Source organism: Myxococcus sp. AB025B, assembly GCF_006518215.1.
GTDB lineage: Bacteria > Myxococcota > Myxococcia > Myxococcales > Myxococcaceae > Myxococcus > Myxococcus fulvus.
Genome location: NZ_SRLW01000041.1, coordinates 1 through 13,862, shown reverse-complemented (window position 1 = coordinate 13,862; position 13,862 = coordinate 1). Strand labels below are relative to the sequence as shown.

Below are 13,862 nucleotides of genomic sequence, written 5' to 3'. Positions count from 1 at the left end.
CGTGGCACGTGCATTCCGCGCGGGAGTTGGTGCCTGTCGCTTCAGCGACACCCGGGGTGAACGCCTGTGCTCACTCGGGCGCGCGAGCGTCGGGCGCCGTGCTTCCGGGTGCGGGGCACTCAGCGCGAGACGCTGTCACGGGCGAGCGTGCACTCCTCGCAGCCCGCGTCTGGCCCGCAGAGGAAGACGAGCGGGTCCGCAGCGAGCTGCTCCAGCGCGACGGCGACGATGTCCCGTGCGTCCGCCAGTCGCGCATCGGCGTGGCCCACCTTGCCTTCACGTTGCAGGCCCCGAGCGCGGAGCCAGGCGTCGGCGCGACGAAAGCCGGTGCAGCAGTGGTCGGTCTCGGCGATGTCCACCGTGCTCGCGACGCCGTCGACCTCGACGACGCAGGGATGGGAGATGGAGTAGGGCACACCCGCGAGCGACTCGGCGAGGTGCAGCGTGGTGTCCTCGCTGTGGGTCACGCCGAGGAGCAGGACCTGTCCACCCAGCGCGTGCACCTGACCCACGGGGCTGTCGGGGCCGTGCGGCGGAGACAGGGGCTGGGGACGGCAGATCTCCACCGCGTGGGGACCCGCCGCGGCGAACGAGCCGCCCGGATGCGTGCTGCGCACCACGCCCGGCTGGCGCCAGAACAGCTCCGCGGTGATGCCCATGTCCGTGGTGGGCGTGGAGCGCGGGTCGAAGATGGACTCGCCATCGGTCATCGTCGGCATCACCAACGTCCCGTGAGGTCCGAGGGCCGCGCGCAGGGCGGCCACCAGGCCGAGCGGCCCGCCCTCCACGGGGCGCACGGCCCGGAAGGACGTGTGGACCAGGAGCACGCCCGCCTCGCGCACGCCGATCGCGCGGAGCTGCTCCACCATCTGTTGCTGGGTGATCTCGTTGGACATGTGGCTCGAAGGCTCAATGGGGCTTCATCGTGAGCGCCGTCGGAACGTGCTCGATGAGGAAGTCTCGCATCGCGACCACGCGGGGCGCGAGGGGGCGCTCGGGGAGGGTGACGAGGGAGAGTGGGGTGCCGGGGAAGGTGAGGTCCGACAGCACCCGAACGAGCGTTCCCTGCGCCACGTCCCGCGCGGCGAGGAACGTGGGCAACAGCGCCACGCCGCCCGCGTTCCGGGCCAGCTCCAACAGGGCGCCGAAGTCCTCGCACTCGACGGCGGGAGGAGGCGAGTCCTTCTTCGCGGCGAAGCTCTTGCGCCCCGGTTGGGTGGAGGGCCACAGGCCGTCATGCCGGGCCAGCTCGCTCACGGACTTCATGCTCCCGCGTGAGGCCAGGTAGCGGGGCGAGGCGAAGAAGCCCGCCTCCAGGGTGCCCAGCTTGCGTGCCTTGTATGGGCCGGGGCGCAGCGTTCCCACCCGCAGGGCCAGGTCCGAGCGTGTCGCCGCGAGCGCCACCACGGAGGACTCCAGGATGAGCCGCACCCGGACCAGCGGGTAGCGCGCGCGGAAGGCGGCGACCAGGGGAGCCACCACGGTGCGGCCCAGGTCCGGCGTCGTCGTCACCGTCACCAGCCCCGAGGGTGTCACGGGCCGGTCCTCCAGCGAGGTCGTGGCGGATTCGAGCGCGGCGAGGGGCTCGGCGATGCGCGCGAGGAGCTGTTCTCCGGCGACGGTCAGCGCCACCGCGCGCGTGGTCCGGGTGAGCAGGACCACGCCCAGCTCGGCCTCGAGCGCGCGGACCACCCGGCTCACGTGCCCCTTGTCCACGCCGAGCCGCTTCGCGGCCTGGGTGTAGCCGCGCGTCTGCGCCACCGCGACGAAGACCGTCAGATGGTTGAGGTTCATCGTTGCGGATTCTACAACGGTGGGTTGCGTTTCCTCGCATTGTTGACGGGGTCTGGGAGGACGCATGGTGGGGCTCGCGCATGTCGCGCCATCGAGTCCGAAGAGGTTGCCTCCCATGAAGCGTTGGGTCGTCGTCCCGTGGTTGCTGTTCACCTTTGCTTGCGCCAGCACCGTTCCGGGCGCGTTGCCCTTGCGCGCTGAGAAGGGGCCGGAGCCGGAGGTCACGTTGTTGTGGGTGGGCGAGGCGCAGGCGGAGCGCTTCGAGGAGGGGGCGTGGAAGCGGGTGCCGGCGTTCGACTACGAGTTCACGGTGGAGCAGCGTCGCTTCGGGAACCACTGGGAGTCGGTGAAGCACCTGCGTCGGCGGCACCCGGACTATGACGGGAGCGCGGGTCCGCGGGAGCAGACGATGTTCTTCCGGGTCGACCTGGGGGCGGTGGAGTCCTCGGGGCGCGTGGCGCTGAAGCTGGTCTCCACATTGGGCCCGGGCGAGGGGACGACCGACCGCGCGTTCCGGGAGGCGAGGCTGGTGTTCCACCCGGAGCTGAGCTCCTTCGCGCCCTTCGACACCTACCGCATCCAGCAGCATTACGAGTACGAGCAGGGGCTGTTGAAGGAGACGGTGTCCCTGGACAAGGGCGAGCGGCCCTGGGTGCGCAACCACGAGCGGGCCGGGCTCTTCGCCCCCCACCGCTTCGAGTCGCCTCCGACGACGCGGTGACGAGGGGGGCGTCCGAGCCCTCCTGCGTTTCCCGTGCACGGGAGCGCGCCCTGCGTTAACGCAAGGGCTTTCCGGGGATGGCGCCGCCCGGGACGGGACGGGCCCGTCCCTCGTTGCGCGTGCGCGCCCTGAGGTCCTCCGATGATTCCCTTCTCCGTTCTCGACCTCTCCCCCATCCGCCAGGGCAGCGACGCGGCGGACGCCCTGCGCTCCACGCAGGATCTGGCCCGGCACGCGGAGCGCTGGGGCTACCGGCGCTTCTGGCTGGCCGAGCACCACAACATGACCGGCATCGCCAGCGCCGCCACCGCCGTCGTCATCGGCCATGTCGCGCAGGGCACCTCGAGCATCCGCGTGGGCGCCGGCGGCATCATGCTGCCCAACCACTCGCCCCTCGTCATCGCCGAGCAGTTCGGCACGCTCGAAACCCTGTACCCCGGTCGCATCGACCTGGGCCTGGGCCGCGCCCCCGGCACCGACCAACGCACCGCCTCCGCCCTGCGCCGCAGCCGCGTGGATACCTCCGACGCGTTCCCCCAGGACGTCGCCGAGCTCCAGGCCTACTTCCAGGACCCCGAACCCCAGCAGGCCGTGCGCGCCGTGCCGGGCATGGGGCTCAAGGTGCCCCTGTGGATCCTCGGCTCCAGCCTCTTCGGCGCCCAGCTCGCCGCCGTCATGGGCCTGCCGTACGCGTTCGCCTCGCACTTCGCGCCCCAGCAGCTCTTGTCCGCCCTGCGCGTGTACCGCGCCAACTTCCGCCCCTCCGCGGCGCTCGACAAGCCCTACGCCATGGTCGGCCTCAACGTCTTCGCCGCCGACACGGAGCCGGAGGCCCAGAAGCTGTTCACGTCACTCCTGCAGGCCTTCATCAACCTGCGCCGCGGACGCCCCGGCCAGCTGCCGCCTCCGGTGGACAGCATGGACGGACGCATCACCGAGTACGAGCTGGCGGAGGTGGAGTCCATGCTCGCCTGCTCCATCGTCGGCAACCCACAGCAGGTCGAGGAGGGGCTGCGCTCCTTCATCGTGGAGGTCCAGCCCGACGAGCTGATGGTCACCTCGCAGATCTTCGACCACACCGCGCGGCTGCGCTCCTACGAGCTGCTCGCCCAGGCCCACGCCCGCCTCTCCAGCGGCGACGCGGCACAGCGCTCCGCGGGCTGAGCCGGGCTCCCTCCTTCACGAGCGCTCCCCTGGATGCCTGCCCTCGGTCATCCTCCCTGGGGGAGCGGGCGAGGAGGCTGTCCTTCCGGGCAGGGGCGCCACCGAGGGCGCGCATGGCCAATATCCCCTGGGACTTCCATGGGATGAGGGCTGCGCGATGGTCTTGCCGGGCAAGGGCATGGGATGGCTGGAGTTCTTCAAGCTCCTGAAGGACGAATGGAAACGCGATGACGTGGGCGACGTCGCGGGAGCGTTGACGTTCCGCGCCATCCTCGCGCTGTTCCCGTTCCTGCTGTTCCTGGTGTCACTCGCGGGCGTCATCATCGACCCCAACCAGGCGCAGGTGCTCATCCAGGAGCTGGGCAAGGTGGCCCCGAAGGAGGTCACCTCCATCCTGAGCCAGCGCATCGAGTCGCTCGCCAGCAGCAACCCCGTGGGCCTGCTCACGGTGGGCGGCGTGGGCGCCATCTGGGCGGCGTCCGGTGGCATCGTCGCGTTGATCAACGCGCTCAACACCGCCTACGGCGTCGAGGAGACGCGGCCGGTGTGGAAGCTGCGGCTCATCGCTGTCTCCACGACGCTGATCGCCGCGGTGGTCGCCATCGTCGCGGCGCTGGCGGCGGTGGCCACGCCCGCGCTGGCGAGCAAGCTGCCCGGGCCCGTGTCCACCGTGGCGCTGTGGCTGCGCCTCCCGGTGGCGGGCCTGCTGATGATGTTCCTGTGGGCGGTGCTCTATTACGTCCTGCCCAACGCGAAGCAGAAGTTCCGGTTCATCACCCCGGGCTCCGTGGTGGGCGTGCTCATCTGGGTGGCCGCGTCCTGGGGCTTCTCCAAATACGTGGCCAACTTCGGCAAGTACGACGTGAACTACGGCGCCATCGGCGGCGTCATCGTGCTCCTCCTGTGGATGTGGCTGTCCTCGCAGGTGGTCCTGCTGGGCGCCGAGATCAACGCCATCCTCGAGCAGCGCTCTCCGGAGGGGAAGGCGCCGGGCCAGCACGCGCCGGGGCAGGGCAAGGCCCTGAGGGCCACCAAGACGGAGCTGGAGGAGGGCGGCGCGGGCCTGCCTGGCTCGCGCGACTTCCGCCCCCAGCTGGACCCCGCCACGGGCCAGCCCGTCACCAACACGCCCCCGAAGCTCGGGCAGACGCCCCTGGCCGCCGCCGCCAAGTGGGCCGCCGGCCTGGGCCTGGGCGTCTTCTTCCTGCGCAGGACGTCTCGCTGAGGCCCGTCCGGAAGCGGGCGGACGCCCCAGGGCCGGGGTTTGCCGGGTTGCACGCCGCCAGGGCGGACGATAGGTAACCTGGAGGTGTCTGCATCCCAGCCCGGAGGGTGAGTGAACAGCCGATTCACCATGGCGGCGCACATCGTCGCGATGCTCGCGAAGTGCTCGGCGAAGGCGGAGGGTCCGCTCACGTCCGAGGTCATGGCGCGCAGCATCCAGACGAACCCCGTCGTGGTGCGGCGGCTCCTGGGCGACCTGGCGCGCTCGGGGCTCATCGAGACGAAGCGCGGCGCCAGGGGCGGCGTGACGCTGGCCCGCAGCCCCGAAGCCATCACCCTCCGCGACATCTACGAGTCCGTGGAGGAGGGCGAGCTCTTCGGCCGTCACCCCGTGGGCCCCGCGCCGGACTGCACCATCGGCCCGTGCGTGGCCGAGTACCTGGAAGGCGTCTTCGGCCGCGCGGAGGCCGCGCTGAAGAAGAGCCTGGAGGGCACCACCGTCGCCCAGATGTCCGAGGAGCTGGAGGCCCGCTTCCGCGCGCTCAATCCCTCCCTCGGGCAGTCCGGCTGAGCCTCAGTGTGGCAGCGCGCTCATGTCCATGTGGATGACCTCCCAGTGATGGCCATCCGGGTCGAAGAAGCTCCAGCCGTACATGAAGCCGTGGTCCTGGGGCTCCCCCGCCGTCGAGCCGCCGGACGCCACCGCCGTCCTCACCATCCGGTCCACGTCCTCGCGGCTGGAGGCCGACAGCGCGAAGATGCCCTCGGCCGTCGTGCGCGTGTCGCACAGGGCCTTCTTGCTGAAGTCCTGGAAGCGCGCCTCCGTGAGCAGCATCACGAAGGCCTCTTCGCTGACCACCATGCACGTCGCGTGGTCATCACAGAAGCGGGCGTCGAACGTGAAGCCCAGCTTCGTGAAGAACGCATTCGTGCGCTTCAGGTCCTTCACGGGCAGGTTGACGAAGAGCTTGCGCGAGCCGGTCATGGCCATGGATGCCTCCACCTCGGGTGGGTTTCCTGGCATGGACGGACGAGGGGGCCCGGAATCATCGGTGCCCCCCAGAAAAAGGCCCTCAGCGCGCCGGCAGGAAGGGGGGCAGCCCGAAGCGCGGGAAGAGCGTCTTCGCGTCGAGGAAGTAGTTGAGCCCGACGATGCGCTCCCCCTCGATTTCGAGCACGTTGAGCGCCCACGGGGTGAGCGTCCCGTCCGGGCCGCCCGGCTTGTACTGGCCGAAGGCGGGGGCACCGTTGGCGGACACAGGCACCAGCCGCGAGCCCCGGCACGCCGCGCCCCGTCCCTCCATCCACAGGGCCACCTGCTCCGGGCCGCGCACCCAGAGCGCGAGCGGAGGCATGGACATGTTGACCTCCTGGTGGAGCAGGGCGGTGAGCGCGGCCATGTCGTAGCGCTCGAACGCGTCCACGTACCGGTCCACCAGCGAGGCCTGGTTCTCCGACAGCGGCGCCCTGGGCGTGCTCACGTCCTTGGTGGCCAGCGTGGCGCGGGCCCGCTGCAGCGCGCTGTTGACGGCGGGCACCGTCAGCTCCAGCGCGTCGGCGACCTCGGCGGCGGACCAGTCCAGCACCTCCGTGAGCAGAAGCGCCGCGCGCTGCCGGGGCGGCAGGTGCTGGAGCGCGGCGACGAAGGCCAGCCGGATGCTCTGGCGCATCATCACCAGCTCCGCGGGCGTGGCGTGGCTCGGCACCACGAGCGCGTCCGGCACGGGCTCCAGCCACTCCTCACCGGGGCGCTCGCCCAGGGGCGCGTCCAGCGGGCCCGGCGGCCCCAGCTCCATGGGCCGCACGCGGTGGGTGCGCTCCTGGAGCACGTCGATGCAGCGGTGGGTGGCGATGCGGTACAGCCACGTGCGCGCGCTGGAGCGCCCCTCGAAGTGCTCGAGGTTGCGCAGCGCGCGCACGAAGGTCTCCTGGACGGCGTCCTCGGCCTCGGCGATGGAGCCGAGCATCCGGTAGCAGTGTCCGGTGAGCGCGGTGCGGTGCTCCTCCATCGCGAGGAGCGCGGCCTGCGGTGCGGGGGAAGGGCCTTCCGCCATGGCCAGGCCTCTATCAAGCCTCCGCGGGACAGGCCAAGCGCCGGGGTGTGAGGGCCCCGGCGCTTCGACTCGAAGAAGCGGTGCGTCAGCGGCGGTGGGCCGTGACGTCCGCGTGCTTCTCGCGGAACTCCGAGTAGGGGCCGTTGAAGTCGAGCACCTCCTGGCCGGCCTGGAGCGACCAGATGCGCGTGGCCACCTCGGAGATGAGCTCCTGGTCGTGCGTCACGACGATGACGGTGCCCTCGTACTTCTGCAGGCCCTCGGCGAGCGCGGAGATGGACTCCAGGTCCAGGTGGTTGGTGGGCTCGTCGAGCACCAGGACGTTGTCCTGCATGATCATCAGCTTGGAGAGGAGCAGGCGCACCGTCTCACCACCGGAGAGGGTGTCCGTGTTCTTCATGCGCTCCTCACCGGAGAAGAGCATGCGACCCAGCACGCCGGAGATCTCCTCGTTGGTGAGCTTGTCGTGCAAGTCCCGCAGCCAGCCGAAGCAGGTGGTGCCCTTGCGCACGACGCCGTGGTGGTCCTGCGGCAGGTAGCCCACGGAGGCCTGGTGGCCCCAGCCGATCTTGCCCGTGTCCGGCTCCAGCTGGCCGGCGAGCATGCGCACCAGGGTGGACTTGCCCACGCCGTTGCGGCCGATGACGCAGACCTTCTCGCCCTTGCACACCAGCGCGTTGAAGGGCCGGATGACGGCCTGGCCGTCGAAGGACTTGCTGATGCCCTCCACCATGAGCGTCTGCTTGCCGCTGACGACCTTCTGGTCGAAGCGGATGAACGGGCGCGCGATGTTGGAGCGCTTCAGGTCATCGGTCTTGAGCTTCTCGATCTGCTTGATGCGGCTCTGCACCTGGGATGCGCGGGTGCCGGCGTGGAAGCGCGCGACGAAGTCCTGCAGCTGGGCGATCTTCTTCTTCTTCTCCGCCGTCTCGGACTCCACGCGCGTGCGCAGCTGGGCCTTCTGGCGGACCATGTCGTCGTAGCCACCCGTGTACTGGATGATGGCCTCGTAATCGATGTCCGCGATGTGCGTGCAGATGGAGTTGAGGAAGTGCCGGTCGTGGCTGATGGTGATGAGCACGCCCTCGTACTCGTGCAGGAAGTTCTCCAGCCAGCGGATGGAGTCGATGTCGAGGTTGTTCGTGGGCTCGTCGAGCAGCAGCCCCTCGGGCTTGCCGAACAGCGCCTGGGCGAGCAGCACGCGCAGCTTGAGGCCGCCCGTCAGCTGGCGCATCGGGCCCTCGTGGAACGACTCCTCGATGCCCAGGCCCGCCAGCAGCGTGGCCGCGTCGCTCTCGGCGGAGTAGCCATCCTCCTCCGCGATGACGCCCTCCAGCTCGCCCAGCCGGTTGCCGTCCTCCTCGGTGATGTCGGACTTGGCCAAGAGCAGGTTCTTCTCCGACATGGCGTCCCACAGGGGCTTGTTGCCCATGAGGACGACGTCGAGGACGCGGTTCTCCTCGTAGCGGAAGTGGTCCTGGCGCAGGATGCCCAGCTTGCGCGGGCGCACGACGTTGCCCATGTCCGCTTCCTCGTCTCCGGCGAGGATCTTCATGAACGTGGACTTGCCCGCCCCGTTGGGACCGGTCAGGCCGTAGCGACGGCCCGGGGAGAAGGTCACGTTGACCTCCTCGAACAGCTTCTTGGGCCCGTAGGCCTTGGAGACGTTGATGACGTTGAACATGGCGGCGGCGTTGTAGCGGAATTGACGCGCAGCGGCCAAGGAAGCGTGGAATCGCCTCCGGACCGTCTCGCGGTGACCTGAGCAAACGCCTGCCAGGTGACGAAAAATGCCCTGGAATGGCGGGGCCTTGGGGCCCTGTCCGGCCGGCAGGTGGGGGAACGGGCGACAGGGATGGACTGTCGGGCGGGATTGGCGGGTATAAGGCCCCGCCCATGGCCGTCCGCTTCGAGCTCGTCACCACCGACCCCACCGGCGCCCGCGCCGGCATCCTCCACACCCGGCGCGGCAGCTTCCGCACGCCCATGTTCATGCCGGTGGCCACCCACGCCGCCTTCCGGCACCTGGCCATGGAAGAGGTGAAGGAGACCGGGGCCAGCATCCTCCTGGCCAACACCTACCACCTGATGCTCCGGCCCGGCACGGAGGTCTTCAAGCGCTTCGGCGGCATCCATCCCTTCATGCAGTGGGATGGCGGCGTGCTGACGGACTCGGGCGGGTTCCAGATCTTCTCCCTGCCGGAGGACCGGCTCATCACGGAGAAGGGCGCGCACTTCCGCAGCTTCTACGACAACAGCCGGCAGCTGCTCAGCCCCGAGTCCAGCATCGCGATGCAGCAGTCCATCAACTCCGAAATCATGATGGTGCTGGACGTGTGCATCGACTCGCGCACGGACGAGGCGGGCACGCGCGAGGCGATGGAGCGCACCCACCGCTGGGCGGTGCGCAGCCTCGCGGCGAAGAACCAGGTGGACACCGGGCAGGCGCTGTTCGGCATCGTCCAGGGCGGCGTGTTCCCGCACCTGCGCGACGAGAGCGCGGCGTTCCTGACGCAGCTGCCGTTCGACGGGTTCGCCATCGGCGGGCTGGCGGTGGGCGAGACGAAGGCGGAGCGCGAGACGATGACGTTGCGCACCACCGCGTCGCTGCCCGCGGACAAGCCGCGCTACCTGATGGGCGTGGGCACGCCGACGGACCTCATCGAGGCGGTGCTGCGCGGCGTGGACATGTTCGACTGCATCATCCCCACGAAGATGGCGCAGCAGGGCTACGCGTACACGTTCCAGGGGCTGGTGCGCATCACCCGCACCGTGTACCGGCTGGCGGACGAGCCGCTGGACGCCGAGTGTGATTGCTACGTGTGCAAGCGCTACACGCGCGGGTACCTGCAGCACCTGATGCGCGGCAAGCACCACCTGGGCTCGCGCTTCCTGTCGGTGCACAACGTGCGGCATTACCAGAAGCTGATGGGCCGCATCCGCGAGGGCATCCTCTCCGGCACGTACGACCAGGTGGCGCGGGAGCTCAAGGCCGCCATCGCCACGCCGAAGGACCTGAAGGAAGAGGCGGCGGCGCGCGACGTGACGCTCAAGGAGGTCGGGTGAGCCAGGCGCAGGGCAATCCGCGCGACGGGGACTTCGAGCTGGTCACGCTGCGCAACGGCTCGCGCGCGGTGCGGCACCTGGGCCATGGCGAGGTGATGCACCCGTCGGTGGGGCCGTGGAAGGAAGCGCTGGGGCTCTACGTCGAGCAGCCGAGGCTGGCGGAGCGGTTGTCCCAGCCGGGGCCCACGCTGGTCATCCACGACGTGGGGCTGGGCGCGGCGACGAACGCGGTGGCGGCGCTGACGTGCGCGCGGGAGCTGGGCGCGGCGCGGAGGCGGGCGCTGGAGGTGGTGAGCTTCGAGGTGGACCTGGCGCCCCTGCGGCTGGCGCTGGCGGACGCGGCGGGCTTCCCGTTCCTGCAGCCGTTCCGCGCGGCCGTCGAGACGCTGATGCGGGACGGGGTGTGGGAGGAGGAGGGCCTTCGCTGGCGGCTGCACCTGGGGGACGCGGTGCCGTTCCTGGACGGGGCGCTGCCGGTGGCGGACCTGGTGTACTTCGATCCGTTCTCCCCCGCGTCGAACCCGGACATGTGGACGGAGGGCGTGCTCGCGCGGGTGCGTCGGCACTGCCGCGAGGACGGCGAGGGCGCGCTGTTGCTCACGTACAGCGCGGCGACGCCCACGCGGGTGACGCTGTTGCTCGCGGGGTTCTTCGTCGGTGCGGGCTCGTCCACGGGGACGAAGGGTGAGACGACGGTGGCCTCCACGCGGCGCGAGTCGCTGGTGGCGCCGCTGGGGCAGCGGTGGGTGGAGCGGTGGACGCGCTCCTCGTCGCGGGCGCCGCACGGTGGCAGCCTGACGCCCGAGGTCGAAGCGCGCGTGCTCGCACATCCGCAGTGGCGGTGAGCGGGCCCGCCTGGTTCCCAGGTGCGAGCGTGGCCCCTGGGACGAGGGTGCAATGGGTAGTGATGGACATTGGGGTTAGGTGTGGAGTCCCCGCGCTCAGGCCTGTCGCGGGCTGGGAGCTCCCCCATGTCTGCCATTCGCGCGCGGCTGATGTCGTTGTCCTCTCTTCTCGCGGTGCTCGTTTTCCACGCAGGGCCCGCGAGCGCTGAACCCGTCACCCTCAACTGCCCGGGCACCATGGCGGTGAACTACTCGCCCGGCATGACGAACACCCCGCGCTTCATGACCATCTCCGGGACGGGCACGTTCGGTCCGTGTACGGGATTGCCGCTCGGCATCCTCTCCGCGGACTATTCCGGCGTGGCGCAGGGGACGACGAGCTGTCTGACCAGCTCGACGACGGCGAACCTGACGTTGACGTGGAACGACGGCACCGTGAGCACGCTCTCCATGACGCAGACCCTCAACACCCGGCCGACGGGGCAGGTGGTGTCTGTCTATGCGGGCACGGTGACCTCGGGCCGCTTCCAGGGCGCCACCGCGACGGGGACGCTGACCCTCCTCCAGACGGACCTCCTGGGGTGCTTCACCGAGGAGGGGGTCACCGCCACGGCGGGTCCGGCCGTCATCACCCTCATCGGGCTGCTCTGAGGCTCCGGTGGGAGCCGGAACACGTCTGTCCTGGGAGGAAGCATGTCCTACGGTTCGAGGTGTCGTGGTGCGTGGGGAAGTCTGTCGCTGCTGTGGGTCGTCGTCGCGCTGGGCTGGGCCTCGCCTTCGCGCGCCGAGGCGGTGCTGTTGACCTGTCCCGGTACGCTCCAGGCGCGGTACTCGCCGGGCATGACCAACACTCCGCAAACCATCGCGACGAGTGTGAGCGGGACGTTCGGCCCCTGTGTGGGTACGCCGCTGACGCTCCTGTCCGCGTCGCTGGAAGGAGGCGGGACGGGGCAGCTGAGCTGCCTCGCCGGGTCGACGCAGTCCATGTCGACGCTCACGTGGAATGACGGCACCACCAGCACCGTCAGCGTGAGCATCCTCGTCTCCGCCCGGCCGCTCGGCGAGGTGGTGGTGACGTACTCCGGCACCGTGTCGAGCGGGCGGTTCGCGGGGGCCGATGTGCTCATGGTGCTCGTCCTGGCCCAGACGCAGGTCACCGGGTGCTTCACGGACGAGGGCGTCACCGCCACGGCGGGGCCCGTGGTCCTCACCCTCACCGGCTCCTGACGCCTGGCTCAGTGGGGCGGATGTGACGTGGGGTCCGCTCCCGGAGGTCGCCGGAGGGGAGGCTGCTCTCGCGGGGGCACCTCTTCCGAGGAGGAACGGGCCGCCCGCGCGAGTGCGTCCTGTCGCTGCTCGTCGCGAATCTCCCGGCCGAGGAAGTAATTGAGGGCGGTCCGGATGGCGGCCACCGCGGCGACCTGGCCGATCTGCTCCCACGTGGGCGCGACGGCCGTGCGCAGCAGGTCCGCGCCGAGCTGGAACTCCAGCCCCAGCGCGAGGAACCGGCCGAGGGTGAGGCGGATTCGGGTGAAGGAATCGGTCCGCTCCTTCTGGACCGCCGCCAGGATGAAGCGCACGAAGCCGATGGCGGCGCCGGTGAAGATGACGAGCGCGGCGGCGACCTCCACCAGTCGCACCAGCAGCGTCACCACGCCGTGCAGCCAGGCTTCGTTGATGAGCTCGTCCATGGACCCGGGGCTCCTCCGCTTCGGAAGATGGACATCGCCAGCGGGCGCTGGTCCTTTTTCTCCGGATGCGCGGACGGGCGCGCGAGGGGTCGCCGCCTGCCTGCATCTCGTGGACACCCTGGGGAGCTGTCGTCGAGGCAGACAACCGGGGCTGTTCGGGATATCCGGGAGGGGCGATGAGCGAGGCCCTTCAACTGGATGACTGGGGCGGCACCGGCCCCGTGCTGCACCTGGCGCACGCCAACGGATTTCCCCCAGGCACCTATCGCCAGCTCATCGAGCGGCTGAAGCCTCGCTTCCACGTCGTGATGGTGCGCTCGCGGTGCCTCGTCCCCGGCTCGGATCCGCTGTCGATGCGGGACTGGAACGACATGGCGGATGACCTCATCGGCGCGCTCCGCGCCGCGAAGCTGGAGGGCATCGTCGGGGTGGGGCACAGCATGGGCGGCGTGGCGACGCTGCTCGCCTCCGTGAAGGACCCGAGCCTCTTCCGCGCCGTCGTCACCCTGGACCCGGTGCTGTTCTCCGGGATGCGCAAGCTGGTGCTGGACGTGCTGACGCTGCTCGGACAGCGAAGCCGTGTGCCTCCCGCGAGCCTGGCGCGCCGCCGTCGCGCGCACTGGCCCACGCGTGAGCTGGCCTACACCGTCTATCGCAAGAAGCCGCTGTTCGCGGCCTTCGACGAGGCGTGCTTCCAGGACTATGTGACGTATGGGCTCACGGAGGCTCCCGAGGGTGGTTTCCAGCTGACCATCCCGCGGGAGTGGGAGGCCCGCGTCTTCGAGACGACGCCGAAGGGGATGTGGCGGTCGCTGCGCTCCATCTCCGTGCCCACGCTCATCGTTCGAGGGGCACGCACGCGCACGTTGGCCACCTCGGCCTTCGCCAAGGCCCGGCGGGTCATCCCGGGTGTCCGCCTGGAGGAGGCTCCCGGCGGGCACCTGTTCCCGTTGGAGGACCCGGCGGACTGTGCCCGGCGCATCCTCGCGTTCCTGGACTCACTCGAGGCTCCTGGCGAGCCGCTGCGTCAGGCGCGCTAAGGGGCAGTTAGGCGATTGAAGCTGTCGGAGCCTGTGTCGTGTTCATGCCCCTTCAGCCTGGACTTCAATTCCAGTGAATTGTGGTGGGTAGGCAGCCCCGACAGATTTCTCCTCGGGGCTATTGAGGACCTAAACCCAATGCCGTTCACTTTAGGGACGGACGCGACGTAGGGGGCCGAGGGAGCGTGCTCGACGGACCGGGCGAGGGCGTTTCCGTGGGTAGCTGCTCATCTTGATTTTCACCGCACGCGGATACTGTCTTT

General features: G+C 70.0%; 15 protein-coding genes. 9 read left to right on the top strand and 6 right to left on the bottom strand.

Features of this window, described 5'->3' with window-relative positions:
• Positions 1-119 precede the first annotated feature (119 nt).
• Both FL311_RS09360 and FL311_RS09355 read right to left on the bottom strand, forming a co-directional pair.
• Complete coding sequence (locus FL311_RS09360) at positions 120-896, bottom strand: AAC(3) family N-acetyltransferase (RefSeq protein WP_194869132.1); 777 nt, start codon at positions 894-896, stop codon at positions 120-122.
• Between the two features lie 13 nt (positions 897-909).
• A complete protein-coding gene (locus FL311_RS09355; protein ID WP_194869131.1) occupies positions 910-1,794 on the bottom strand; it encodes a LysR family transcriptional regulator in 885 nt (294 codons plus the stop codon).
• Positions 1,795-1,909: 115 nt separating this feature from the next.
• On the opposite strand from FL311_RS09355, the gene FL311_RS09350 reads away from it, so the two are divergent.
• From FL311_RS09350 to FL311_RS09335, 4 genes are all read left to right on the top strand, one after another.
• The gene (locus FL311_RS09350) at positions 1,910-2,515 is read left to right on the top strand and encodes a hypothetical protein (protein WP_141324594.1); all 606 of its coding nucleotides are present in this window, start codon (positions 1,910-1,912) and stop codon (positions 2,513-2,515) included.
• Between the two features lie 141 nt (positions 2,516-2,656).
• Positions 2,657-3,679, top strand: coding sequence for an LLM class flavin-dependent oxidoreductase (locus tag FL311_RS09345; protein ID WP_141324593.1), 1,023 nt, complete (start codon positions 2,657-2,659; stop codon positions 3,677-3,679).
• A gap of 157 nt (positions 3,680-3,836) precedes the next feature.
• Positions 3,837-4,904, top strand: a complete 1,068-nt coding sequence (locus FL311_RS09340) for a YihY/virulence factor BrkB family protein (RefSeq protein ID WP_141324592.1) — start codon at positions 3,837-3,839, stop codon at positions 4,902-4,904.
• A gap of 111 nt (positions 4,905-5,015) precedes the next feature.
• Positions 5,016-5,474 (top strand): Rrf2 family transcriptional regulator, encoded by a 459-nt coding sequence (locus FL311_RS09335; RefSeq protein WP_141324591.1) that lies wholly within the window; start codon positions 5,016-5,018, stop codon positions 5,472-5,474.
• Between the two features lie 3 nt (positions 5,475-5,477).
• Here the strand turns inward: FL311_RS09335 and FL311_RS09330 are convergent, their stop codons facing one another.
• The 3 genes from FL311_RS09330 to FL311_RS09320 all read right to left on the bottom strand — a co-directional run bounded on the left by FL311_RS09330 (position 5,478) and on the right by FL311_RS09320 (position 8,641).
• On the bottom strand, positions 5,478-5,894 hold the full coding sequence (locus tag FL311_RS09330) for a VOC family protein (RefSeq protein WP_141324590.1): 417 nt from the start codon (positions 5,892-5,894) through the stop codon (positions 5,478-5,480).
• An 82-nt stretch (positions 5,895-5,976) separates the two neighbouring features.
• On the bottom strand, positions 5,977-6,957 hold the full coding sequence (locus tag FL311_RS09325) for a sigma-70 family RNA polymerase sigma factor (protein WP_141324589.1): 981 nt from the start codon (positions 6,955-6,957) through the stop codon (positions 5,977-5,979).
• Between the two features lie 85 nt (positions 6,958-7,042).
• On the bottom strand, positions 7,043-8,641 hold the full coding sequence (locus FL311_RS09320) for an ABC-F family ATP-binding cassette domain-containing protein (RefSeq protein WP_141324615.1): 1,599 nt from the start codon (positions 8,639-8,641) through the stop codon (positions 7,043-7,045).
• Positions 8,642-8,853: 212 nt separating this feature from the next.
• On the opposite strand from FL311_RS09320, the gene tgt reads away from it, so the two are divergent.
• The 4 genes from tgt to FL311_RS09300 all read left to right on the top strand — a co-directional run bounded on the left by tgt (position 8,854) and on the right by FL311_RS09300 (position 12,095).
• Positions 8,854-10,023, top strand: coding sequence for a tRNA guanosine(34) transglycosylase Tgt (gene tgt, locus FL311_RS09315; RefSeq protein WP_141324588.1), 1,170 nt, complete (start codon positions 8,854-8,856; stop codon positions 10,021-10,023).
• Complete coding sequence (locus tag FL311_RS09310) at positions 10,020-10,868, top strand: MnmC family methyltransferase (protein ID WP_141324587.1); 849 nt, start codon at positions 10,020-10,022, stop codon at positions 10,866-10,868. Before tgt ends, FL311_RS09310 begins: the two co-directional genes overlap by 4 nt.
• Positions 10,869-10,994: 126 nt before the next feature.
• On the top strand, positions 10,995-11,519 hold the full coding sequence (locus FL311_RS09305) for a hypothetical protein (RefSeq protein WP_141324586.1): 525 nt from the start codon (positions 10,995-10,997) through the stop codon (positions 11,517-11,519).
• Positions 11,520-11,561: 42 nt separating this feature from the next.
• Positions 11,562-12,095, top strand: a complete 534-nt coding sequence (locus FL311_RS09300; protein ID WP_141324585.1) for a hypothetical protein — start codon at positions 11,562-11,564, stop codon at positions 12,093-12,095.
• An 8-nt stretch (positions 12,096-12,103) separates the two neighbouring features.
• Here the strand turns inward: FL311_RS09300 and FL311_RS09295 are convergent, their stop codons facing one another.
• Positions 12,104-12,559 (bottom strand): DUF1622 domain-containing protein, encoded by a 456-nt coding sequence (locus FL311_RS09295; protein WP_141324584.1) that lies wholly within the window; start codon positions 12,557-12,559, stop codon positions 12,104-12,106.
• Between the two features lie 176 nt (positions 12,560-12,735).
• On the opposite strand from FL311_RS09295, the gene FL311_RS09290 reads away from it, so the two are divergent.
• Positions 12,736-13,599 carry an alpha/beta fold hydrolase gene (locus FL311_RS09290; RefSeq protein WP_141324583.1) on the top strand — a complete coding sequence of 288 codons (864 nt, stop codon included), beginning with the start codon at positions 12,736-12,738 and terminating at the stop codon, positions 13,597-13,599.
• Positions 13,600-13,862: the final 263 nt, after the last annotated feature.

Coding starts and splice junctions, on each gene's coding strand:
- FL311_RS09360 (WP_194869132.1), bottom strand. CDS start 896: ATGTCCAACGAGATCACCCAGCAACAGATGGTGGAGCAGCTCCGCGCG.
- FL311_RS09355 (WP_194869131.1), bottom strand. CDS start 1,794: ATGAACCTCAACCATCTGACGGTCTTCGTCGCGGTGGCGCAGACGCGC.
- FL311_RS09350 (WP_141324594.1), top strand. CDS start 1,910: ATGAAGCGTTGGGTCGTCGTCCCGTGGTTGCTGTTCACCTTTGCTTGC.
- FL311_RS09345 (WP_141324593.1), top strand. CDS start 2,657: ATGATTCCCTTCTCCGTTCTCGACCTCTCCCCCATCCGCCAGGGCAGC.
- FL311_RS09340 (WP_141324592.1), top strand. CDS start 3,837: ATGGTCTTGCCGGGCAAGGGCATGGGATGGCTGGAGTTCTTCAAGCTC.
- FL311_RS09330 (WP_141324590.1), bottom strand. CDS start 5,894: ATGGCCATGACCGGCTCGCGCAAGCTCTTCGTCAACCTGCCCGTGAAG.
- FL311_RS09325 (WP_141324589.1), bottom strand. CDS start 6,957: ATGGCGGAAGGCCCTTCCCCCGCACCGCAGGCCGCGCTCCTCGCGATG.
- FL311_RS09320 (WP_141324615.1), bottom strand. CDS start 8,641: ATGTTCAACGTCATCAACGTCTCCAAGGCCTACGGGCCCAAGAAGCTG.
- tgt (WP_141324588.1), top strand. CDS start 8,854: ATGGCCGTCCGCTTCGAGCTCGTCACCACCGACCCCACCGGCGCCCGC.
- FL311_RS09305 (WP_141324586.1), top strand. CDS start 10,995: ATGTCTGCCATTCGCGCGCGGCTGATGTCGTTGTCCTCTCTTCTCGCG.
- FL311_RS09300 (WP_141324585.1), top strand. CDS start 11,562: ATGTCCTACGGTTCGAGGTGTCGTGGTGCGTGGGGAAGTCTGTCGCTG.
- FL311_RS09295 (WP_141324584.1), bottom strand. CDS start 12,559: ATGGACGAGCTCATCAACGAAGCCTGGCTGCACGGCGTGGTGACGCTG.
- FL311_RS09290 (WP_141324583.1), top strand. CDS start 12,736: ATGAGCGAGGCCCTTCAACTGGATGACTGGGGCGGCACCGGCCCCGTG.